The sequence below is a fragment of the Geobacillus sp. BMUD genome (assembly GCF_013096845.1).
Classification (GTDB): Bacteria; Bacillota; Bacilli; order Bacillales; family Anoxybacillaceae; genus Geobacillus; species Geobacillus vulcani.
This window is the reverse complement of sequence record NZ_SDLA01000013.1, coordinates 60,935-81,935: the sequence shown is the minus strand read 5'-3', so window position 1 is coordinate 81,935 and position 21,001 is coordinate 60,935. Positions and strand designations below refer to the sequence as shown.

The following is a 21,001-nucleotide window of genomic DNA, read 5'->3' as shown; positions in this document are numbered from 1 at the left end:
AGGGAAATCGCCCGTCTTCGTCGAATGATAGGGAGTTGTGATCACATGATTCGGTTGAAACCGGATGTGTTAGAAGTGGTCGCGAAGCACATTCCCGATGCCGAAGACGCTTGCGAGCGGGCGCGGACGACGCTGTCATGGGAACCCTCTTCCCTTGCGATGGACCTCCCCGGTGTCAGCACGCCTGCCATTGAAGCGCTGCGGGAGGAATTGATTCATTGGCTGCGGCGCTATGAAGAAAAGCTCAACGAAGCGGAAGAACTGCTCTATCGAACTGCGGCGGCAATGCGCCAAGCGGACGAGACGCTCGCCGACAACATGAAAGAATTCGGTTTGAAGCTTCTCGGCTGGTATGACGTTCAGCGCGTGTTTGGCGAGTACGATCCGATCACCGGCGAGCGCCTTTCTTTAGGAGACCGCTTGTTGGCGGGCGGAATGCTGTTTGCGTCAATCTTCCCTCCCGCTAAAGGGGCCGGCATGGCGGGGAAAGCGGCGATCAAGGGCGCGAGGCGATCGACGCCGCCTCCGCCCTTTCGAAAGTGAACCATGTTGTGTGCGATGATAAAATAAAGCCGATCTTCGAAACGATTTACCGGCAAGTCGTCAAAGCGCCGTTTGCGGAAACGGCCCGTTTGTTCAAGAAGCAATGGGACGATTTCGTGGAAAGCGTCTCTGTCGTTGGATGGAAGCCAGTGTATGTGGGGGGTGGTCCAACGTCTAGAGTGTGGATGAATGAAACGAGGAATGAAGTCAAAGATGCCGCTTTCCATATGATGAAGCGAATCGAAAGGGAGATGGCTGAGAAGGGGACAACACATAATACTAGAAGGCCGGTGATTTACTCGCGCAACCGCTTCCCGGAACCGTTTCTCAAGTAGAAAAAGCTTGCTGCATCAGCTGCTATGTTCGCGCGTTCCATCATCGATCAAGGCAAACAGCGATTTTTCACCAACCTTCTAGGTCCCCAATTGAAATTCGAAGGACAACCAGAGTATAGTAAATACCTTAAAAATATGAAGCAGGTTACCATCACTAAGCTTGTTGATATCTCTAATGACTCAGGCCCGATTGACCCGAATTATAAACAATATTTTGCGATCAAAGTCTATTATGGGGAACTTAACATTAAGGTACAGGACCCCAATTTGGTCCCCACTTTAGGTGGGAAAAATTATCGAAGATTTATTCTCATTAAGGAAAATCGAGATGGTCCTTGGCTAATTGATACTGATGAAAATACACCTGAAAGAGAGTCTTGACAAATAAAAAATTCTGAGCAAAGATTTGAAATCGAGTAGAAGGCAATTAGCTGCCCATAGCCATCAGTTAAGGATTTTGGTCTTTGTGCATCGCCAAAGACATGGTATCCTTTCTAACGAACACTCTACGTTAGAAAGGATTTTTTTCATGGAAAAGTTCCATGGGCAGCGATCTGCCCTCCATCGGGGGATGAAAATGACCGCTTGCCGGCGGGATTTTCACAGCAAACGCACTCAGTCAGGTTGCTGAGTGCGAATGTAGCGGCGCAGCACGTTTTCGACATTGGTCAGATGCTCCAGCATGCGCGCCCGGGCGGCGTCCGGATTTTGGTCGCGAATGGCTTCGAAAATGGCTTGGTGTTCGGCAAGCAGTTTTTCGGTCGTCGTTTGTTTCGAAAACAGCCATATGCGGCGCGTCTCCCGCATCGTTTCGACGATCATGCCGGAAACGTTGTTCATAATGCTCATAAGCATCGGATTTTGCGACGCCGCCGCAATCGCCATATGGAAGGCCAAATCCGCTTTCTCGCCAAGCTCATCGCTGCCGATCCCTTCTTTCATTTGTTGAAGCGCTTCCATCATCGCTTTAAGGTCGCGGTCCGTCCGCTTCGCGGCGGCGAGCGAGGCGGCGCCTGCCTCAAGCAGTTTGCGCACTTCAAGTAAATGCCAAATATCTTCCTTGTTCATTAGGACGGCAATCGATAAAGGAAACGTCATCACCGTTGGGTCAAACTCGCGCACATACGTTCCTTCCCCTTGTTTGAGCTCGATCAGTCCCATCGCTTTCAAGGCGGTGAGCGCCTCGCGAATGGCGGCCCGTCCGACTTGAAACTGCTCGGCCAGCTGCTGAACGGAATCGAGTTTATCACCGGGTTTTAGCTCTCCGTTTTTAATCATATCAAAAATGGCTTCGGCCACTTCTTCGTAAATTTTTTTTGTTTTAATCCGTTTAAATGCCAATGGATCCACCTCAAATACGATTAAAGTAGCTTCCCGATTGTGAGGAAGGAAAGCTCCTGCACTGTCTATTATGATACAGCATCATCGCTCGAGACAAGCGCTTTTTGTTGCCGGCAGACGAGGGCGTCAGCGGTTCGTGGAAAACCAGTCATTCCATCATCGCGCATGGCGAAGTGTGAAGGCGACGGGCTGGGTTGTAGTCAACATCGTCAAGAAACTTCGACCGTATCGACAAGCAGGATGGTCATCCCCGTTCTCTGTCAACATCGGTGGAGGAACTTCAATGGAGAGGAAACAAAATGGATGGAAAGTTCAAAAAAATACAAAAACAACTATTGTCTTTTGCTGAAAACGCTTTTATAATTTGAGACAGACGGCGTTCTTATCCGGTCATCTGATGACTGGAGGAGATGATAAAGGGGACGGATGACCGTTCGTGAACGCCGCCAAGTCGGGCACAAAGGGGAGGAGAAAACCGCATGTGGAAGCAAGATTTTACGCCAATTGCCGACCAGTTGTGGTTATCGGCCATTGTCGCACTCATTCCGATTTTGTATTTCTTTTGGGCGTTGGCCGTCAAACGGATGAAAGGGCATGTTGCGGGGCTGACGACGTTGCTGCTTGCTGTTGTATTGGCTGTAATCGCTTACAGGATGCCGGCCGGAAAAGCGGTCATGTCGGTAACGCAAGGTGCGGTGTACGGATTGCTCCCGATCGGCTGGATCATCATTACGTCTGTCTTTTTATATAAGCTGACAGTGAAGACCGGCCATTTTGACATCATTCGCAACTCGGTCATTTCGCTCACCGAAGACCGGCGTCTGCAGGCGCTGCTCATTGCCTTTTCGTTCGGAGCGTTTTTGGAAGGGGCGGCCGGGTTTGGCGCGCCGGTGGCGATTTCGGCAGCGTTGCTTGCCGGATTGGGGTTCAACCCGCTCTATGCTGCTGGCATCTGTTTGATCGCCAATACGGCCCCAGTGGCGTTCGGGGCGGTCGGGATTCCGATCATCTCGATGGAAGGGCCGACAGGCGTGCCGGCGATGGAAATTTCGAAAATGGTCGGGCGGCAGCTGCCGTTTTTATCGGTGTTCATTCCGTTCTATCTCGTCCTCATTATGGCGGGATGGAAAAAAACAGTTGAGGTGCTGCCAGCCATTATCGTCTCCGGCGTTTCGTTCGCGCTGACGCAATACTTGTCATCGAACTTTTTAGGACCGGAGCTGCCGGACATTTTGTCCTCGCTCGTGTCGATCGTCGCGTTGGCTGTCTTTTTGAACTATTGGAAGCCGAAAAGCACATTCCGCTTTGCGACGGAGTCGGAGGTGGCGGTTGCCGGGCAAGCGGTTCGTGCAACGCACAGCAGCGGGGAAGTGTTCCGGGCGTGGTCGCCGTTTCTCGTGCTGACGGCCTTGATTTCGCTTTGGGGCATCCCGCAGGTGAAGGCGGCGCTCACCGGCCACTATGAAGGAACGAACGGGTTGCTGAAGGCAGTCAATGCGATTGGCTCGCATTTGACGTTTATGCCGCCGGTGTCGGGGTTGAACAACCAAATTTTGAACGCGAGCGGCCAACCGATTGCGGCGGTGTATAAGCTTGAGCTGCTTGGTGCGGCCGGCACGGCCATCTTGCTGGCGGCGGTCGTGACCAAGTTCATTGTCGGCATTTCATGGAAAGACTGGGCGCGGACGTTTGCGGAAACGTTGAATGAGCTGAAATACCCGATTATCACCATCGCTTCGGTCGTCGGCTTTGCCTATATCGCCAACTCATCGGGCATGAGCACGACGCTCGGGATGGCGCTGGCGAAAACAGGGTCGTTCTTCCCGTTCTTCTCGCCGATTTTGGGCTGGCTTGGCGTGTTTATCACCGGCTCCGATACATCGTCGAACTTATTGTTTGGCAACTTGCAAAAAGTGACGGCGACATCGATCGGCATGGATCCAGTGCTGGCGTTGGCGGCCAACTCCTCCGGCGGCGTCGTCGGGAAAATGATTTCGCCGCAGTCGATCGCCGTCGCCTGCGCGGCCGTCGGCTTGACGGGCAAAGAATCCGACTTGTTCCGCTTCACGGTCAAACATAGCGTATTCTTGATCATTTTGATCGGCATTCTTGTATACTTGCAATCGACGGTATTGTCGTGGATGATTCCGTAGACGGGAACAAAGGGGGACGAGGCTTGGCCCGGAAGCGAGGCGCCAAGCCCGGCCCCTTTTCCGCTATCAACAAGTCGGATGATCAACGAAAAACCCCGCCATGGACGCGGGGTTTTTCGTGATGGTGGCGAAGCCTTCCGTTGCGCTCGTGGGCGATGTGGCCGAACGATGAAACACGGTTTTCATGATGAATGGGGAAGAGTCCAGCTGCATCATGCGGCGGCCCGCTCGTTTTTGGGAGAAAGGAGCTCGCTACAGCGCCGCGCCGAGCTGTTTCGGCATCGCCCGCAGCGCTTTGCCGGTGCCGATGGCGACCGCCTCGGCTGGGTTGGGCGCCACATGCACCGGCACATGCAGCATGGCGCCAAGCCATTGTTCCATGCCGCGAAGCAAGGCCCCGCCCCCGGTGAGAACGATGCCGCGGTCGATAATATCACCGCTCAGTTCGGCCGGGCATTCCTCAAGGACGGCGCGAATGGCTTCGGCGATTTGCAGAAGCGATTCTTTCAGGGCGTGCTGCACTTCGGCGGGATCAAGAGAAATGGCTTTAAGAAATCCGGTGACCACATCGCGGCCATGAATCGTCATTCCTTGTGTCAAAGACGTCCCGGGAGTGCTGCCGATTTCGATTTTCACTTGTTCAGCGGTTTGTTCGCCGATTAGCAAATTGTAGCGCTGGCGAACATATTGAATGATATCTTCGTCGAGCCGATTGCCGCCGATGCGGAGCGAACGGCAGGCAACGACGCCGCCAAACGAAATAATCGCGGCTTCCGTTTTTCCGGCTCCCAAGTGGACGATGACATTGGCGACAGGTTCACCGACCGGCAAGTCTGCGCCAATGGCTGCGGCCACCGGCTCTTCAATCAGGTGAATATGTTTGGCTCCACAATGTTTGGCGATTTCGTAAAAAGAACGGCGCTCGACAGAGGTGGCGTGAAACGGGACACTCATGACGACGTTCGGTTTTTTGAAGGAGAGGCCAAGCTGTCTGCTAGACTGTTTAAACACTTCCTGCAACAACGTTTTGGCGCGCTCAAAATCGGCGATCACGCCATGTTGCAACGGATAGGTGACCTCGACGTGGGCCGGGGCTTTGCCGATCATCGTTTTTGCTCGTTGGCCAATGGCGATGAGCTTGTCCGCTTGGCGGTTATAGGCGACCGCCGCTGGTTCGTCAAAAATGAGCCCTTTCGTTTGGCTAAACAGCCGGACATTCATCGTGCCTAAGTCAATGCCGAGCTCTGAAGAAACAAACAACCAAAACACCTCTCTTTTGCCAAGTTCGATGAACAGACAGCCCATCATCTATAACATTCGACACGAAACGGGTATTTATGACGGTGAGGCGGAAGACACGAGGGGGGGTATCGGCGGCGTAGCTGATGAAGGAAAGAAAAATTTTTTTGTTTTCGTGTATAAAAAATGAAAAAAGGGGAAAGGAATAATAGCGTAACGTTTTCCAAGTATTCCCCCGATCCCCTATGAAATATAGTATAGGCTCTCCAGTTTTTGGAGGGCCGCTTTTTTTGGCATAATAAAAACCCCCTGCCTATTAAGCGCGCTTAATATGACAGAGAGCTTTTCCGATAAGCCGTTATAGACGCTTGGCTCCGACATATTTCGTTTTCCAATAGCTGCTGTTTAAACTATCGATTTTGACACCGCGGGAAACAGCATGAATCACTTGGTTGTTGCCGATATAGATGGCGACGTGGGAGACGCCTTTCGTCCGTTTGGAAGTGTCGAAAAACACTAAATCCCCCGGTTGCAATTGGGACTTCTGTACGTATGTACCTTTTTTGTACATTTCTCGAGAGGTGCGAGGCAAGATGACGCCAACTTTTTTATGGGTATAGTAGACAAATCCTGAGCAGTCAAATCCTTTTGGCGTCGTGCCGCCATATCGGTAAGGAGTGCCGACCAGCTTTTTCGCTTCGATGATGAGCCGTGCTTTGTCGGCGGCTGCATCTGAACTGGAAGTGCTTACAAAGAAGGAGGAAAATAGGATGATCATAGATACAAATAGGAGAGAGCACCACTGTTTCATTTTCCCTAACCCCCGACAAAATCTTTTCCGATTCGACGTCTTTCAACTAGAGTATAGCAGAGGAAATGTGACTTGTTTTTTACAGTTGGATTAAATAATGTTACAGTGCCGTTACAAATATAGCACCTCGTCCTAAAGGCTTATACCAATAGATAGATATTTTTCGTTTCGGTCGATCTGGTTTTATGGCCATAAGTGTGGAAACGGTGTCTCATACCCGAGTCCTATGACTGACAGATGAATGTCGTAAGCTGTCGAACAAATAGGAACGGGGGAGGGAAGCAGAGCGGAGAATGGCCGTCTTATAATGAAAGCAAAGCGTCGAAGAATCGATGACGGTGATGGATGATGTCGAATCAACTGGAATATATCTTGTATATCTTTGGCCTTTTTTTGACGGTCAGCGGTGTCTATGTATACGGCCATTGGATGGCAAAACGGCATTGGAAGGACATCCCATGGCGGGTGGCGCCGAGACTGACTGCTGCGTTTGCCATCGTTTCCCTGCTTTTTTTGGGGGCAGGGATGCTCTCTATCCATTATGCTGAAAAACAAGAACATCGTGAATATGAGGAAGCCACAAAGCAAATCGCCGGCATGATTGCCGGCGATTTGGCCGCCATGGGGCACGAACGGCTCGATGAAAGGGCGGAACATTTGCCTGCGTATCACATAGTGATGGCGATGCTGGAGCGTTGGCAACATTACGGTCGTGTGTTGAGTGTGTATACGTTAAAAAAGAATGAGCACAATGAGCTATATTTCGTTGCAGCGCCAGCGACTGACTACAATCGGAACGGCCGCATTGACGGGAAAAAGGAACAAGCTGTTCCGCCTGGAACAGTTTACCACCGCCATTTTCCAGAGGTTGAAGAGGCATTCCACGGCCGGTTTGCGATGGAACAGCATCCGACAACGGACGAATGGGGAAGAAGCATCAGCGCGTTTATGCCGATTCGTCAACCGGACGGAACGGTGGATGCAGTCGTCGGCATTGATTTTGACGCCAAAACGTATGAGCAACATTTGCAGTGGGGGCGGCAAAAGGCGATGTGGGCGATGATGACCATGTTTTTGGCGACGGCGGCTGCCTATTTGCTTGCTTTGCATCAACAAATGGAACGGAAGGCGTTGGATGCCTATAAAAAAACGCTCGCATCCAACGAGCATCGGCTGCGGCGGCTGGCGGAAATGACGATGGAAGGGCTGATTGTCTATGCGCACGGGAAAGTCGTTGAGGTCAATGAAGCGGCGTGCCGTTTGCTCGGCTATTCAGAAAGTGAACTGATTCATTTGCCGATCGAGGATTTAGTCGTTGACGGGTCCATGAAACTGACTCGTCCGCATGAGGAGCCGGAGCGTTTTGAAATCGAGCTGCTCCGAAAAGATGGCACGACATTTCCAGCGGAAATCGTCCGCCGCTGCTACGATTATGAAGGGGAAAAAGTGACGGTGGCCGCCGTCCGCGATTTGACGGAACAAAAACGAAACGAAGAGCGGATGCGTTATATCGCCAATCATGACGAGCTGACCGGGCTGCCGAACAAGGAGGCGATGTATAAAGCGGTGGAGCGTTGCCTTGCTGAGGCGAAACAGCATCGTTATGAAGCAGCAGTCCTATTTTTCGAAGTGAGTGGGATGAAGACGATTAACGATTTTTATGGATACGCTGTCGGGGATGAAGTGCTCCTCCATTTGGCGCGCGCATGGAGAGAAAATCCAGGTATGACTGTCGGGCGCTGGAGCGGAAATGAGTTCATCGCATTGGTGCCAAACAGCACATATCAAAAGGCTGAAGAAATGGCGAAACAGCTCATTGAGGCAGCCGACGAGCCGATTGTCGTCAATGGGATGGAATTGTATGTGACCGTGAACATCGGCATCAGCGTCTATCCAAAAGATGGGGAAGATGCAAAAACGTTGATTCGCAAGGCGGATATTGCTCGCTATGAGGTGCGAAAAAAAGCGGCGAGCGATTTTCTCTTTTTCACTGAGCCGATGGCGATTCGCCTCCATGAAAAGATGGCGATGGAACGCGACTTGCGGCGTGCGCTTGAAAATGAGGAATTTGAATTGTACTATCAGCCGCAAATTCGGCTTCACGACCGGCAAGTGATCGGCATGGAGGCGTTGATTCGCTGGCGCCATCCGGAAAAAGGGATGGTTTCGCCGTCATTGTTTATCCCTGTTGCCGAACAGACCGGCATGATCATCCCGATCAACGAGTGGGTGATCCGCACGGCTTGTGAGCAGACGAAGCAGCTGCTTGATCGTTTTCCTGACTTGTCCGTTTCCATCAACTTATCGCCATATGAATTTGAAAGCCGCCGATTTGTGGATAAACTCGCCCGTCTGCTCGCCGACGTCGGGCTGCCGCCGCACCATTTAGATCTTGAAATTACGGAGCGGATGACCATGGATACGGAACGTGCGCTTGATATTCTCTCGAAACTGAAAGGGCTTGGTGTGACGATCAGCATGGATGATTTTGGCACAGGCTACAGTTCGCTCAGCTACTTGACGGATTTGCCGATCGATCGGCTGAAGATCGACCGTTCGTTTGTTCAGCATATTCAAGGAAAAAAAGATGTCATCTTGCCGGCGATCATCCGCCTCGGGCATAATATAGGTGTAAAGGTGCTGGCCGAAGGGGTCGAAACGGAGACTGAAGCGGCTTATTTGCAAGGGAAACGGTGCGACGAGGCGCAAGGTTATTATTTTTCCCCGCCGCTTCCGTATGGCGAGTTCGTCCGGTTCTTAAACGAGCAGCGCGTGAAGCGGCAGGCGCAGGAGCTGACGTAACATGGACGGATTTTGGCGCATCGCCGAGGAGAAAATTCGTGAGGCGATGAAAAACGGCGAGTTCGACAACTTGCCTGGCTTCGGCAAACCGCTGGAGATTGAAGACCTTTCCCGCATTCCGGAGGAGCTGCGGCTCGGGTATTTGTTGCTGAAAAACGCCGGTTATGTGAAGGAAGAAACGGAGTTGCGCAAAGAACTCTTGACGCTCGAAGATTTGCTTCGTTGCTGCGAGGACGATGAGGAAAAACGGGAGCTGGAGAAAAAGTGGACGGAAAAACAGCTTCGATTTGCGGAACTGATGAAGAAACGGGGGCAGACAAACTCGAAAGCATTGCGCGACTACGGCCGACGCATTGAAGAAAAATTTCGCTGAACCTGTGTATAGGGAGATGCGCGAAAACGCTCATCTCTCTTTTTTTATGCCAAAATGGACAAAAAATGGGGAAAATAGGAGAGGACCGCTGGAAAGAAAGGAGGGCGAACACCACCTTTAGGGGAACGAGATTGTCAAGGGGAGAGAAACGGACGGTGAATCAACAAAGAAGGAGGAGCGAAATCGTGAAACGTGTATGGTTAGCCTTTTTTACCGCCTTGGCGTTGGCGATGCCGTCGTCGGTGAGCGCCGTCAGCCAAAACGACGCAGCCGTTGATGTTCATATGCCGATCGGCCATGGGTGGAAATATGGGATGCTCGATGAGCAAAAGTGGCTGGACATGGTGCAAACGTATACGCCGGAGCAGGTGGATGAATGGAAAAAAGTGTTGGAGGAACGGACAGCACTGCGCCAGCAGATGGATGACGAAAAGGTGAAGCAAGCCATCAAAAAGAAGTGCAAGCAAATGAAAAAGGAACGCGAAGCGGCGCTTGATCGACTCATCGACCAGCTCGCTGACAAAAAAATCACGAAAGAACAGTTCAAGGAAGAGTTGAAACAGTTACATAAAAAGAAACGCTGGATGACGAAGGAAGAAAAACAACGGCTCCATATGCTTCATGAGCAAACAAGACAGGCGATGGAGAGCAACGACAAGAAAGCAATGGCCAAACTGCTGCCGCAATGGCTCGATCATATGAAAAAGGAGAATGAGCGATTGGCGAAATGGCTTCAGGAAGTCAAAGAAGGGTGATATAATGGAAAAAAGGCCGTGTTTGAAGCACGGCTTCTTTTTTTATCATGATTGGCCGCTTGAACGAAAAGGAAAGACGACTGCGATGTTCAAATGTTCTTATCGCAAAAGGTTGACGGAGGGAATTCGTGCATTTTAGCACAAAGTGATTTCGTGACGGGGAGGAAGAGGCAATGGGATACCCGGTCATTCTTTGTTTGCGCGGCCGTCAGGCGGTCGTTGTCGGCGGCGGGAAGGTGGCGGCAAGGAAAATTCATGGATTGTTAGAGGCGGGGGCGGAAATCGTAATGATTGCGCCTGAAGCGGAGCGGGAGCTTCAAGCGCTGGCCACCGAGGGGGTGATCGTTTGGAAGAAGAAGAGATTTGACCCAGACGATTTGGCAGGAGCGTTTTTGGTGATTGCTGCGACGAATGATCGGAAGGTGAATGAAGCGGTGGCGCAGGCAGCAGCGCCTGGGCAACTCGTAAATGTCGTGGATGACCCGGAGCGATGTGATTTTCACGTTCCCGCTGTCGTCCGCCGCGGTCCGCTCACCATCGCCGTGTCGACCGGTGGGGCAAGTCCGGCGGTTGCTCGCCGCATTCGTCGCGAACTTGAGGAGCAGTATGGCGAAGAGTACGGGCCGTATCTTGAGTTCTTGCAACGGGCCCGCGACATTGTATTGCGCGAAGTGGATGACGCCGAGGGACGGAAACGGCTGTTTCGGGCGCTCGCTGCCGATTCGTTCCGGCAAAACGGCCGTTGGGATGAGAAGTTCGCTCACCTGTTGACGATAGAAAAAGAACGAAACCGAGAAGGAAGGGATGGGAATGATTGAGGATTCCGATGTACATTGTTGATGCGTTCACCGATCGGCCGCTTGCCGGCAGCCCGGCGGCCGTCTGCCTGTTGCTGCAGCCGGCTGAGAATGATTGGTGCGCCGGAAGACCCAGTCACCGGTCCGGCCCACTGCTGTCTTGGACCGTACTGGGCGGATAAGGTCGGAAAAAACGACGTTAGTCCGTTCCCAGGCTTCAGCCCGCGGCGGCATCGTGAGGGTGGCGGCAGCGGGCGAGAGAGTAGAGTTCGAAGGAAAAGCGGTTACCGTATTGAAAGCAATGTTAACCGTTTAGCCCTACAACTGAAGTTGATAAGCGGCTCGTCGGAGGTTCGGCTAATGCGGGAACAAGGTGTCCAAGTCGAACGGACACCTTGCCCAAGGCATGTTGGGTTGGTTAATCATCCCAGCGATACGTCCAAAACCGTTCCGTTTTGAGCCAGGCAAGCGCATCGCCGCGCTTGGAGGCCGCCTGCATCAGCCCTTCGGTTTGCGAACGGTGCGCGCGAATGGCGGCCAGCTTCGTGTCGATCACCGAGCTGACATCACGCACGACATCCGGCTGACCGAGGTCTTGTTCGCAGTTTTTCGCAAACGCAACGCAATGGACGGTTGGCCGTTTTTCTTTCGGCCAGCGCTTTAAGGCGCGAATGACAGCGGCCCCGCATGCATCATGGTCGGGGTGGACGCTGTAGCCGGGGTAAAACGTAATGACAAGCGATGGATTCGTTTCCGCCGCGATGGCGGCGATTCGGTCCGCCAGCTCTTCTTCATCCTCAAACTCGATCGTCTTATCACGATAGCCGAGCAGGCGCAAATCACGAATGCCAAGAATGCGGCACGCTTCCTCGAGCTCTTGTTTGCGGATCAACGGAAGCGTTTCGCGGTTGGCAAATGGGGGCACGCCCATGTTTCGTCCCATTTCACCAAGCGTCAAGCAAGCGTACGTCACCGGCGTGCCGTTTTGCGCATGCTCGGCAATCGTTCCCGACACGCCGAACGCTTCATCGTCCGGGTGGGGAAAAACAACGAGCACATGTCGTTCGTTCAACGGAACTCCCTCCTTACACAAACGGTTCGTCGCTTAGTTCGAGGGCGACGGCCAATTTCCCTTGATCATCATGGCCTGCCAACAGTAATTGTCCTTTTTCTGTCCATTCCCAATGGGTCAGCCCTTCGGCGTACACCCAGCCAAGATCAAGCTTCAGTCCGACGCGGTATGGCCCGGGGCCGGTGATCTTGCCGCGGGTAAAACGGATGCAGGCGTTGCGGATGTAGGCGCCGACGGAATAAAAGCCTTCGTTATGATGGGAGGCGTATGCTCCGTTCGTCGTTTCCAAATGAATATATACGTCGCGATTGGCAAAACGATTCAGCGCCTCTTGCACAGCAACGGTGTCGATCGGTTGCAAGCGGCTCCCTCCTTAGCGGTTTGTTTTTCTATTATTGTACATGACTGAGGCGTGTGAGCGGAAATATTTCGACTTCTGTTGTATAATGAATAAAGAGACACATCTTGGACTCATCCACACCTACAAAGCGTTGAATGCTGATTCAACGAAAGAAAGGTGATGATTGATGGGGTTTCAAGGCAATGGTGTCACGGTGTTGAATTTTGACGGCGTGTACCGGCCGCAAAAGCGGCTGTTTCAGTTTCCGCACGAATGGGTTGATCTCGCCGACGTGCCGGAGACGAATTTGTATTGCAGCGAAGCAGCGCTTGCTGAAATTGAGCGGCGGCTTGAGCGGCGGCGGAAGCGCGGGGCAGTGCTGATCGGCAACGGCAACTATCATTACGTCACGTATTTATTGTTGAAAGAAATCAACGAACTGTTTACCCTTGTGCTTTTTGACCGCCATACGGATGCTGAAGGAGTGGGGGATGTCATTTCGTGCGGTTCATGGGTCTCTTATGCACTTAAGCATCCGCGGCTGCAAAAAGTCGTTATTGTTGGCCCAACTGCTTCTTCACATCAACTCCGTTTATCTCCGAACATAACTGTTCTTCCATTTGATGATCATGATGAATGGCCGAAAGCGCTCATTGAGGCCATCCCGACCGGAAGCATCTATATCAGCATCGATAAAGACGCGCTTCGCCGCGAAGATGCGATCACGAACTGGGATCAAGGGGTGATTCCGCTATCTCGGCTGCTCGCCTGCCTGAGGTTGCTCTTATTCCATAAAAAAGTGCTCGGCGTGGATGTATGCGGTGAGTATCCGCCATCCGCTGTCGATATGTTTGACCCTCTTTGCCGTGAAGCGCGACGAAAAAATGAGCAGGCGAACATGGCCATTTTGGAGACATGTTTCTACTATGCGGCGCCGCATTTGCGGCCGGCGTAATCGAGCGGCGAGAAGCGCGGGAAAGGCAGCACCGCGTTTGGTTTGGCGGCCAGAAAAGCAGGGAAGGCACCGTTCTGTTGGATTTCGGCGAGCGGGCCGGCGTTGTTTTGATTCCATGGCTGAAAAAGAAGGAAAGGCCGCTGCTTGAGGGAGTGAGCCTAGTTGTCAAAAGCCGCTCCCGTACATAATGCGAAATTGTTTTTCATCGGGGCGGACATCGCGCGGCTCGACGTGCATGCGGGTGACTTTGGCAAACATCGTCCCGGCTTCAATGGCGTCCAAAAAGAGTTGAAGAGCGCTTTCATTCCCCTGAGCTTCCATTTCCACTGTACCGTCATCATTGTTTTTCACCCAACCGGTCAGCTGTCGTTTTAGCGCTTCGTGTTGGACGAAGTAGCGAAACCCGACGCCTTGTACGCGCCCTTCCACGATGACATGAACTCTTTTCACGGAGATGAATCCTCCTTCATCACGGTTGTCCTGCTTCTATCATATAATAGATGAGGTCGAAAGTACATGAAAAAGGAGCTTGATGGTTCAAGCTCCTTTTTTTACGGATGACAGCGATAATACTTGTTGTTGAATGAGCAGCACAAGCCGAGGATGATAGCCTAAGTAAGAGCATAAATGCCATTGCTTGTCGGAAACGGAAAACCCTTGCAGCTTTCGTTCGATTGTTTTCATTAAAACGCCGGTAAACAATAAGTACGGGACGACAAACACACGCCGATACGCCGATCCATGAGCCCGCCTGAGTCCTTCATCAAGCGCCGGGCGGATGGCGGCGAGAAAACAAACGTCCACGTGCGGCACGTTTGTTTTTTCCTTTAAAAGTGAGGCGATGGCGGACATGTCGCGTTTCGTGTCGGGATCGCTGCTCCCACGGCCGACAAGAAGGATCATCGATTCACCGTCAAGCGGCGCGGACTGTTCACTGATCCGGTCTATAATGATGTCGATCATTGTTTCATGGACGCCGAATGGAGCGCCCAAGATGATTTCGACGGAAGGATAGCGCTGTTTGGCGATATCCAAAGCCGCTGGAATGTCGTGCTTGGCATGTCCAGCGGATAAAAGCAACAAAGGAATCACGATGATGCGCGTCGCCCCTTGGGCGACACAACGGTCAACACCGGTGACAATGTCCGGTTCCGCGAGTTCGACAAAGCATAGCTCTTGAATCGGGATATGGATGGCTTCCCGGCAACGTTCGACGAAACGGGCTGCCTCCTGGCGTGCCTCGGCGACACGGCTGCCGTGGCTGACGTACAAAACAGCTTCCATGGCCATCGCCTCACGATGTTGCGCCAGCGGCTGCCGATGACGCAAGCAACCGTTCGAACCATTGAATGTTGGCCCGCAGCCGCACGACCTCTCCGATAATGATCATGCTTGGATTTTCGATGTTTTCCTTGGCGGCAACCGCCGCAATCGTCGCGAGCGTGCCGGTGACCGTGCGTTGGGCGGTTGTCGTTCCCCACTCAATGACCGCCGCCGGCGTCTCCGGTGCTTTGCCGTATTTCATCAACTGACCGCAAATGGATGGCAAATGATGAACCCCCATGTAAACGGCGATCGTGTCGATGCCTTTGGCGAGGCTTTCCCATTTGATTTCGTCACAACTTCCGTTGCGTCGATGCCCGGTGACAAAGGCGACGCTTGAGCTGAACTCGCGATGGGTGACCGGGATGCCGGCATACGCCGCTGCGGCGATGGCGGAGGTGATGCCGGGAACGATCTCAAATTCGATCCCATGTTTGGCCAGCACCTCGGCCTCTTCGCCGCCGCGCCCGAACACGAACGGATCGCCGCCCTTTAAGCGGACGACCGTTTTTCCTTTTTTGGCATGCCGGACGAGCGCATGGTTGATCGTTTCCTGCTGCATGGCATGGAAGCCGGGCAGCTTGCCGCAAAAGATGAGTTCGGCGTCCGGATTGGCATATGAAAGCAACTCTTCATTGATGAGGCGGTCGTACAAAATGACATCCGCCTGCTGGATGCATTTTAATCCTTTGACGGTAATGAGTTCCGGATCGCCGGGGCCGGCGCCGACAAGGTAGACTTTGCCCATCGTTGTTTCAGCCCTTTCTTGCGTGATTCAATCAGCCGCCCAAAAGGAACGCCATGGATGTTCGGCTGCTTTTATTGTAAATGGCCTGCCTTTAGCATGGAAACGACCTTGTAAAATGACCTTCCATCTTTTTTCGGAAGGAGGCGAGAGATCATTTTGTTTTCGCAGCTGGGATCAGCCCACGCTCACGCAGATAGTCGAGCACTTGTTCAGCGCATTCTTCGACCGAATAACGGTGTGTTTCAATCGTCAGCTCCGGTGCCTCCGGCGCTTCGTACGGCGAGTCGATGCCCGTAAATTCACGGATTTCCCCGCGGCGGGCTTTTTGATACAGTCCCTTTGGATCACGTTTTTCGCATTCTTCAAGCGGACAGTTGACGTAGATCTCGATAAACTCATCTTCTTCAACCATGCGCCGGACGAGTGCACGGTCTTCGGCAAATGGCGAGATGAACGCCGTCAGCACAAACTGGCCGCTGTCGACAAACAGCTTCGCCACTTCGCCGATGCGGCGGATGTTTTCCGCCCGGTCCTCAGCGGAAAAGCCGAGGTCTTTATTAAGCCCGTGGCGGATGTTGTCGCCGTCTAAGACGTAATTCTGAATGCCGAGCTCAAACAGTCGTCTGGAGACGGCGTTGGCCACCGTTGATTTGCCGGAGCCAGACAGCCCGGTGAACCAAAGAATGGCGCTATGATAGCCGTTGCGCTTGCGTCGGTCTTCTTTTGTCACCGATGTATGATGCCAAACGATATTGGTGCTCATCGCGATCCTCCTTTAGCGCGCTGACGGGGCAACCGCCTCGCGTTCTTGCAGCCCCTTGATCAAGACGGCCGCCACTTCCGGACGGCTGAACGTGCTCGGCGGCACTTGGCCGTTGCGCAACATTTCACGAACTTTCGTGCCGGAAAGGACCACATGATATTTCGCGTCATGCGGACACGTTTTTGTCGATGCCATCCCTTCGCATTTCGTACAATAAAAGCTATGTTCGAAAAAGAGCGGCGTAATCCCAAGTTCTTCAGCCGTAAAGTTTAAGAAGATTTTTTGCGCATCATATGTGCCGTAGTAATTGCCGACGCCGGCATGGTCGCGGCCGACGATAAAGTGCGTGCAGCCAAAGTTTTTGCGCACCATGGCATGGAAAATCGCTTCGCGCGGCCCGGCGTAGCGCATGGCTGCTTGGAAGACGCCAAGGAACACACGGTCTTTCGGGTAATAGTTTTCCAGCAGCACTTGATAGCTTTCCATCCGGATGTCAGCCGGAATGTCGTCCGCTTTCGTTTCGCCGACAAGCGGGTTTAAAAACAGGCCGTCCACGATTTCGAGCGCGCATTTTTGAATGTATTCATGGGCGCGGTGAACCGGATTGCGCGTTTGGAAGCCGACAACCGTATTCCAGCCGAGTTCGGCAAATTTTTTTCTCGTTTCGGCCGGGTCGAAATAAAATGGAGCGAATGGGCCTTTATCGGTCCGTTTGACAAGCGTAATTTCCCCGCCGACATATACGTCCGGCTTTTCAAACAGCTTGCGCACGCCTGGATGGGCAAGCTCATCCGTTTTGTAGACAAGTTTCGCCTCTTTCGTTTTGTCCGGGCGATAAATGTCCTTAATGTCAATGATGCCGTAGACGTCGCCGCCATAAACAAGTTTCGCTTTGTCGTCGACGGAAAGCTCTTTCGCTTTCTCTTCCGTCACCGCCAGCGTGATCGGAATGCTCCAGACGGTGCCGTTAGAAAGACGCATTGTTTCAACAACCGCGTCGTAATCCGTTTTCGTTAAAAAACCGGTGAGGGGGCTGTAGGCGCCCGTTCCGATCAGCTCCAAGTCGCTCAGTTCGGCTTTGGAGAGCTCGATCGTTTTGGTCGCCTCATCAAGCGGATAGTCCGGATTCCAACGATTGATCAATGTACCGCCATGCGGGATGCTTAAGCTCATGTTCATAACCTCCTAGATTGATAGATGCTGTTCAATGCCGCCGCCATGTTCATGAGGCAAGCGCTCTTTTTCAGTCACAGGCTAATGACGCCAAACGTCGTCAAGCAGACGCTCAGGATCGTGACGACCGGTAGATGTCGCTGTCAAAGCAGCAACTTGACGAATTCGGAATGGCGTCTGATTCATCAGCGGCGTCCATCAAGGCCGCCGCGCCGCTCGCCTCAATAGTTCATGGCAAAGAAAAGGATATGAAAGGAGCATGTCGTTTTTCTCTTTAAGCGAGATGGAGTCCGCATTCTGTCTTCCCTTGTCCTGCCCAGCGCCCGGAGCGCAAATCATTTGGGTCTGTAGCCGGCGCCGTGCACGGGGCACAGCCGATGCTCGGGTAGCCGTGGTCATGAAGTACATTGTAAGGAAGGTTGTATTGATACACGTAATTCCATACATCCTTCCACGTCCAGTGAATGAGTGGACAGACTTTGATCGAACGGAATTTGTCGTCTTTGTTGATGTACTCAACATGCCGACGCGTCGGCGATTGTTCGCGGCGCAAGCCGGAAATCCAAGCCGTCACCCCGGTCAGCACCTCGCGCAGCGGAATAACTTTCCGCAACTCACAGCATTTGTTCGGGTCCCGTTTCCAAAGCTCGTCGCCAAATCGCGTCTTTTGTTCTTCCAATGTTAGGTGCGGCTGTTTCATCACGATGCGAAGCGCCGGATATTTCTCTTTCACTTTTGCGATCGTATCATACGTCTCTTGGAAATGCAGACCGGTGTCCAAAAAGACGATTTCCGCATCCGGCTTGACTTGGGAAATGAGGTCAATGAGCACGATCCCCTCGATGCCGAAGCTGCACGCGTATACGACTCCGTCGCCGTATTCGCGGTACGCCCAGTTGAGGACGTCCAACGCCCCTTTTGTTTCATTATCGGGCGAAAAAGACGGTTTTTCCGCCGTTTCCCATTGATCGTACGTGAGCATCGGTTCCCCCTCCTTATAAATCAAAGAAAATCAACGTCATTAGTTGGATATCTATGCAATAAGCGGCAACCCGGCGACAAAACGCTCCTTCTATTTCGGAAAGGGCGGGAGAAGAGGCGCTTGTCATCTTCCAAAATGCATCTCCATTGCTGGAATTGGCACCTTGCCAATGGGCGAGGTGCCGGAGTTCATTGGTCCAGTTCTTCCCTGGCTCTTGATCAGCGTAATATCACTTGTAATTGATTAAAATTTTAACACAATTAGCGTCAATGTCAATCCAAGTTATTCGATAGGAATTATTTTTATATTAGGATGGGGAGATGATGGATCTGTCTGTCTAGAAGGCCGATGATTTGGGAGAAATCGCTGTTTTCCTCAGCCTTCTCCAGCGAGCAGACAGGAACGTTATGTCTTGCGCAAACTTCCAAGCTCTTCGACAATTGCCTGCATTTCGCTTGGACTGAACGTCTCGCGTTTCATCACCATCTCGTAAATGTCTCTCAATTCATCGTACCATTCCTCGGAAAAATGGGACGGCTTGATGGCATCCAAGTTCAGCACTTTCAACTTTTGCTTCAACTGTTCGATCATGTAGGCGACGTTTTCCGCCGACCGTTTTGATAAATCCATTCGTTTACTCCTTTCATGGCAAGTTACTATGTATTGTACCATAGGTGCAGAAAGAATGGGGAGAGATTGCATGGCTTGCTTTTCTGATGAAAAACGAATGATGTGGTAAAATGTAGGTGCACATGCATCGTGCCAGTCTAAAAGGTTGGGGAAACACCGCGTTTTCTTCAAAATGGTTGTCGTGACGTGAACGCGCGAAAGAGTTGTTGATCCATTCGCACAAGCTCCCCCGCTGGAGTTGTTTTGTCGTTACATCACCGTCCCAAAAAAGGGCTAGACGAAAAGAAAAAAAGGAAAACTAACGGTGGAAAGCACCGTGGACATAGAGAGAGGGGTGGCTGTTTGGATGATTAAAGTGCTGTTTGTTTGTCTTGGAAATATTTGTCGCTCGCCAATGGCGGAAGCAGTCTTCCGTCATTTGGTGAAAGAGCGGGGGCTTGACGGTCTGATTGCCGTTGATTCGGCGGGAACAGGCAGCTGGCATGTCGGTGAGCCCCCGCATGCCGGGACAAGAAGGATTTTGATGGAAAATAAGATCGACTACTCCGGCATCCGCGCCCGGCAAGTGAGCCACCGTGACTTGGAAGAGTTTGATTACATCATCGCCATGGACGAAGCCAACTTGAACGATTTGCGCCGATTGGCTGGCTCCCGTTCGAAGGCGGTGCTTGCCCGGTTGCTTGACTTTGTTCCCGATCGGGAAAAAGATGATGTGCCTGATCCGTATTATACCGGGAATTTTGCCGAAGTGTACCGCCTCGTCCGCTCAGGGTGCGAGCATCTGCTTGAGAGAATCATCCGCGATCATCGACTTGGTGCGGAGGAAACAAAATGACTTTGAGAGCGGCACACCCGTCTAGGGAAAAACGGGGAGGGAGGGCGGCCGATGGTCGTGAATTTGGCGTTCATCCGTGAGTTGGCCCGCCGTTTTACGGAAGATGAAATCCCGCGCTTGTCGGCGGAATTGGCGTATTACTTTCTTTTGTCGCTCTTTCCGTTTTTGCTGTTTTTAATGACACTGTTGGCGTATTTGCCGATTCCGCACGAAGATGTGCTTGCACTCGTGCGGCAATACGCCCCGAAAGAGGCGCTTCACCTCATCGAGACGAACGTTTATCGTCTCATGAATGAACAAAATGGGGGATTGTTGTCGTTCAGCATCATTGCTGCTATTTGGTCAGCTTCGAATGGCATGAGCGCCATTATGCGGGCGTTCAACCGTGCCTATGATGTGGAGGAAGACCGCCCATTTTGGGTGGCTCGCAGCTTGTCGGTCGTGCTGACGCTTGGCATGATCGTTGTCATTATCGTCGCCCTCGTGCTTCCGGTTTTCGGGCGGATCATCGGGCTGTTTTTGTTCTCTGCTCTCGGGTTGTCGCAACAGTTTTTGGATGTTTGGAACGCGTTTCGTTGGGCAACGAGTTCGCTGTTATTGTTTGCCGTTTTTACTGCCCTTTATTATTTCGCGCCAAACAAACCGCTTCGCTGCGTCAACGTCGTGCGCGGCGCGCTGTTTGCCACTGCCGGATGGATTGCGACGTCGCTGGTGTTCGCGTATTATGTCAACAACTTTGCCGATTACACGGCAATGTATGGCAGCCTTGGCGGGATGATCGTGTTGATGGTTTGGTTTTATTTGTCCGGCATGATTCTTGTCTTAGGTGGGGAACTCAATGCCATGTTTGACTGTGAGCGCGAAGGGAAAAGACGGCAGCGTTAGCGTGCATAAATGGTGCTGAAGCAGGATATCGTAACAATGCGGGGGATCTTGGCATAGGGGGGATCAAGATGACGAAACATACGAAAAAAGACGGGGGCACGAAGCAAAAAGGAAAAAACAGGCCAAAACATAAGACGAGTGGCAGC

23 protein-coding genes and 1 pseudogene are annotated in these 21,001 nt (G+C 52.3%); 12 read left to right on the top strand and 12 right to left on the bottom strand.

Translation table 11 applies throughout. From position 1 onward, the window contains the following. Positions 1-45 precede the first annotated feature (45 nt). Together ETC05_RS13640 and ETC05_RS18230 are read left to right on the top strand one after the other, a co-directional pair. Positions 46-812: pseudogene (locus ETC05_RS13640) on the top strand (pre-toxin TG domain-containing protein); the annotation flags it as partial. A gap of 90 nt (positions 813-902) precedes the next feature. Next, on the top strand, positions 903-1,259 hold the full coding sequence (locus ETC05_RS18230; protein WP_031405744.1) for a DUF4829 domain-containing protein: 357 nt from the start codon (positions 903-905) through the stop codon (positions 1,257-1,259). A gap of 234 nt (positions 1,260-1,493) precedes the next feature. Here ETC05_RS18230 and ETC05_RS13630 read toward each other — a convergent pair whose 3' ends face one another. After that, positions 1,494-2,219: a FadR/GntR family transcriptional regulator gene (locus ETC05_RS13630; protein WP_171661249.1), complete on the bottom strand. Its 726-nt coding sequence runs from the start codon at positions 2,217-2,219 to the stop codon at positions 1,494-1,496. Between the two features lie 479 nt (positions 2,220-2,698). Between ETC05_RS13630 and ETC05_RS13625 the strand changes: the two genes are divergently transcribed. Further along, positions 2,699-4,372 (top strand): L-lactate permease, encoded by a 1,674-nt coding sequence (locus tag ETC05_RS13625; RefSeq protein WP_171661248.1) that lies wholly within the window; start codon positions 2,699-2,701, stop codon positions 4,370-4,372. A gap of 252 nt (positions 4,373-4,624) precedes the next feature. Here ETC05_RS13625 and mreBH read toward each other — a convergent pair whose 3' ends face one another. Beyond that, complete coding sequence (gene mreBH, locus ETC05_RS13620; protein WP_171661247.1) at positions 4,625-5,632, bottom strand: rod-share determining protein MreBH; 1,008 nt, start codon at positions 5,630-5,632, stop codon at positions 4,625-4,627. 337 nt (positions 5,633-5,969) lie between these two features. Next, on the bottom strand, positions 5,970-6,422 hold the full coding sequence (locus ETC05_RS13615) for a C40 family peptidase (protein WP_031405735.1): 453 nt from the start codon (positions 6,420-6,422) through the stop codon (positions 5,970-5,972). Between the two features lie 345 nt (positions 6,423-6,767). On the opposite strand from ETC05_RS13615, the gene ETC05_RS13610 reads away from it, so the two are divergent. From ETC05_RS13610 to ETC05_RS13590, 5 genes are all read left to right on the top strand, one after another. Then, entirely contained in the window at positions 6,768-9,224 is a 2,457-nt protein-coding gene (locus ETC05_RS13610) for a putative bifunctional diguanylate cyclase/phosphodiesterase (RefSeq protein WP_171661246.1), read from the top strand. Between the two features lies 1 nt (position 9,225). Further along, entirely contained in the window at positions 9,226-9,597 is a 372-nt protein-coding gene (locus ETC05_RS13605) for a DnaJ family domain-containing protein (RefSeq protein WP_031405731.1), read from the top strand. 185 nt (positions 9,598-9,782) lie between these two features. After that, positions 9,783-10,352, top strand: coding sequence for a hypothetical protein (locus ETC05_RS13600; protein WP_031405729.1), 570 nt, complete (start codon positions 9,783-9,785; stop codon positions 10,350-10,352). A gap of 173 nt (positions 10,353-10,525) precedes the next feature. Beyond that, positions 10,526-11,170, top strand: a complete 645-nt coding sequence (locus tag ETC05_RS13595; protein WP_171661245.1) for a precorrin-2 dehydrogenase/sirohydrochlorin ferrochelatase family protein — start codon at positions 10,526-10,528, stop codon at positions 11,168-11,170. Beyond that, complete coding sequence (locus tag ETC05_RS13590) at positions 11,167-11,331, top strand: PhzF family phenazine biosynthesis protein (protein ID WP_171661218.1); 165 nt, start codon at positions 11,167-11,169, stop codon at positions 11,329-11,331. The genes ETC05_RS13595 and ETC05_RS13590 overlap by 4 nt, the downstream gene beginning before the upstream one ends. A 236-nt stretch (positions 11,332-11,567) precedes the next feature. Here ETC05_RS13590 and bshB2 read toward each other — a convergent pair whose 3' ends face one another. Both bshB2 and ETC05_RS13575 read right to left on the bottom strand, forming a co-directional pair. Further along, positions 11,568-12,221 carry a bacillithiol biosynthesis deacetylase BshB2 gene (gene bshB2, locus ETC05_RS13580; RefSeq protein WP_031405725.1) on the bottom strand — a complete coding sequence of 218 codons (654 nt, stop codon included), beginning with the start codon at positions 12,219-12,221 and terminating at the stop codon, positions 11,568-11,570. Positions 12,222-12,234: 13 nt separating this feature from the next. After that, the gene (locus ETC05_RS13575; protein ID WP_031405723.1) at positions 12,235-12,582 is read right to left on the bottom strand and encodes a YojF family protein; all 348 of its coding nucleotides are present in this window, start codon (positions 12,580-12,582) and stop codon (positions 12,235-12,237) included. 166 nt (positions 12,583-12,748) lie between these two features. Between ETC05_RS13575 and ETC05_RS13570 the strand changes: the two genes are divergently transcribed. After that, positions 12,749-13,516, top strand: coding sequence for an arginase family protein (locus ETC05_RS13570; protein ID WP_171661244.1), 768 nt, complete (start codon positions 12,749-12,751; stop codon positions 13,514-13,516). Continuing rightward, positions 13,477-13,704, top strand: coding sequence for a hypothetical protein (locus ETC05_RS13565; RefSeq protein WP_171661217.1), 228 nt, complete (start codon positions 13,477-13,479; stop codon positions 13,702-13,704). The genes ETC05_RS13570 and ETC05_RS13565 overlap by 40 nt, the downstream gene beginning before the upstream one ends. On the opposite strand, the gene ETC05_RS13560 is transcribed toward ETC05_RS13565, so the two are convergent. The 7 genes from ETC05_RS13560 to ETC05_RS13530 form a co-directional block, all read right to left on the bottom strand. Continuing rightward, positions 13,682-13,966, bottom strand: a complete 285-nt coding sequence (locus ETC05_RS13560) for an acylphosphatase (RefSeq protein WP_031405720.1) — start codon at positions 13,964-13,966, stop codon at positions 13,682-13,684. The genes ETC05_RS13565 and ETC05_RS13560 overlap by 23 nt on opposite strands. An 87-nt stretch (positions 13,967-14,053) precedes the next feature. Further along, complete coding sequence (locus ETC05_RS13555) at positions 14,054-14,800, bottom strand: sirohydrochlorin chelatase (protein ID WP_031405718.1); 747 nt, start codon at positions 14,798-14,800, stop codon at positions 14,054-14,056. Between the two features lie 10 nt (positions 14,801-14,810). Continuing rightward, positions 14,811-15,587, bottom strand: a complete 777-nt coding sequence (gene cobA / locus ETC05_RS13550) for a uroporphyrinogen-III C-methyltransferase (RefSeq protein WP_171661243.1) — start codon at positions 15,585-15,587, stop codon at positions 14,811-14,813. Between the two features lie 151 nt (positions 15,588-15,738). Next, a complete protein-coding gene (gene cysC / locus ETC05_RS13545) occupies positions 15,739-16,350 on the bottom strand; it encodes an adenylyl-sulfate kinase (protein ID WP_171661242.1) in 612 nt (203 codons plus the stop codon). 12 nt (positions 16,351-16,362) lie between these two features. Further along, positions 16,363-17,523: a sulfate adenylyltransferase gene (sat, locus tag ETC05_RS13540; protein WP_031405712.1), complete on the bottom strand. Its 1,161-nt coding sequence runs from the start codon at positions 17,521-17,523 to the stop codon at positions 16,363-16,365. A 274-nt stretch (positions 17,524-17,797) separates the two neighbouring features. Beyond that, the gene (locus ETC05_RS13535) at positions 17,798-18,505 is read right to left on the bottom strand and encodes a phosphoadenylyl-sulfate reductase (RefSeq protein ID WP_171661241.1); all 708 of its coding nucleotides are present in this window, start codon (positions 18,503-18,505) and stop codon (positions 17,798-17,800) included. Positions 18,506-18,910: 405 nt separating this feature from the next. Next, positions 18,911-19,135, bottom strand: a complete 225-nt coding sequence (locus tag ETC05_RS13530) for a DUF1128 domain-containing protein (protein WP_031405707.1) — start codon at positions 19,133-19,135, stop codon at positions 18,911-18,913. 346 nt (positions 19,136-19,481) lie between these two features. Between ETC05_RS13530 and ETC05_RS13525 the strand changes: the two genes are divergently transcribed. Beyond that, entirely contained in the window at positions 19,482-19,970 is a 489-nt protein-coding gene (locus tag ETC05_RS13525; protein WP_031405705.1) for a low molecular weight protein-tyrosine-phosphatase, read from the top strand. Between the two features lie 51 nt (positions 19,971-20,021). Next, the gene (locus ETC05_RS13520; RefSeq protein ID WP_031405703.1) at positions 20,022-20,855 is read left to right on the top strand and encodes a YihY/virulence factor BrkB family protein; all 834 of its coding nucleotides are present in this window, start codon (positions 20,022-20,024) and stop codon (positions 20,853-20,855) included. Positions 20,856-21,001: the final 146 nt, after the last annotated feature.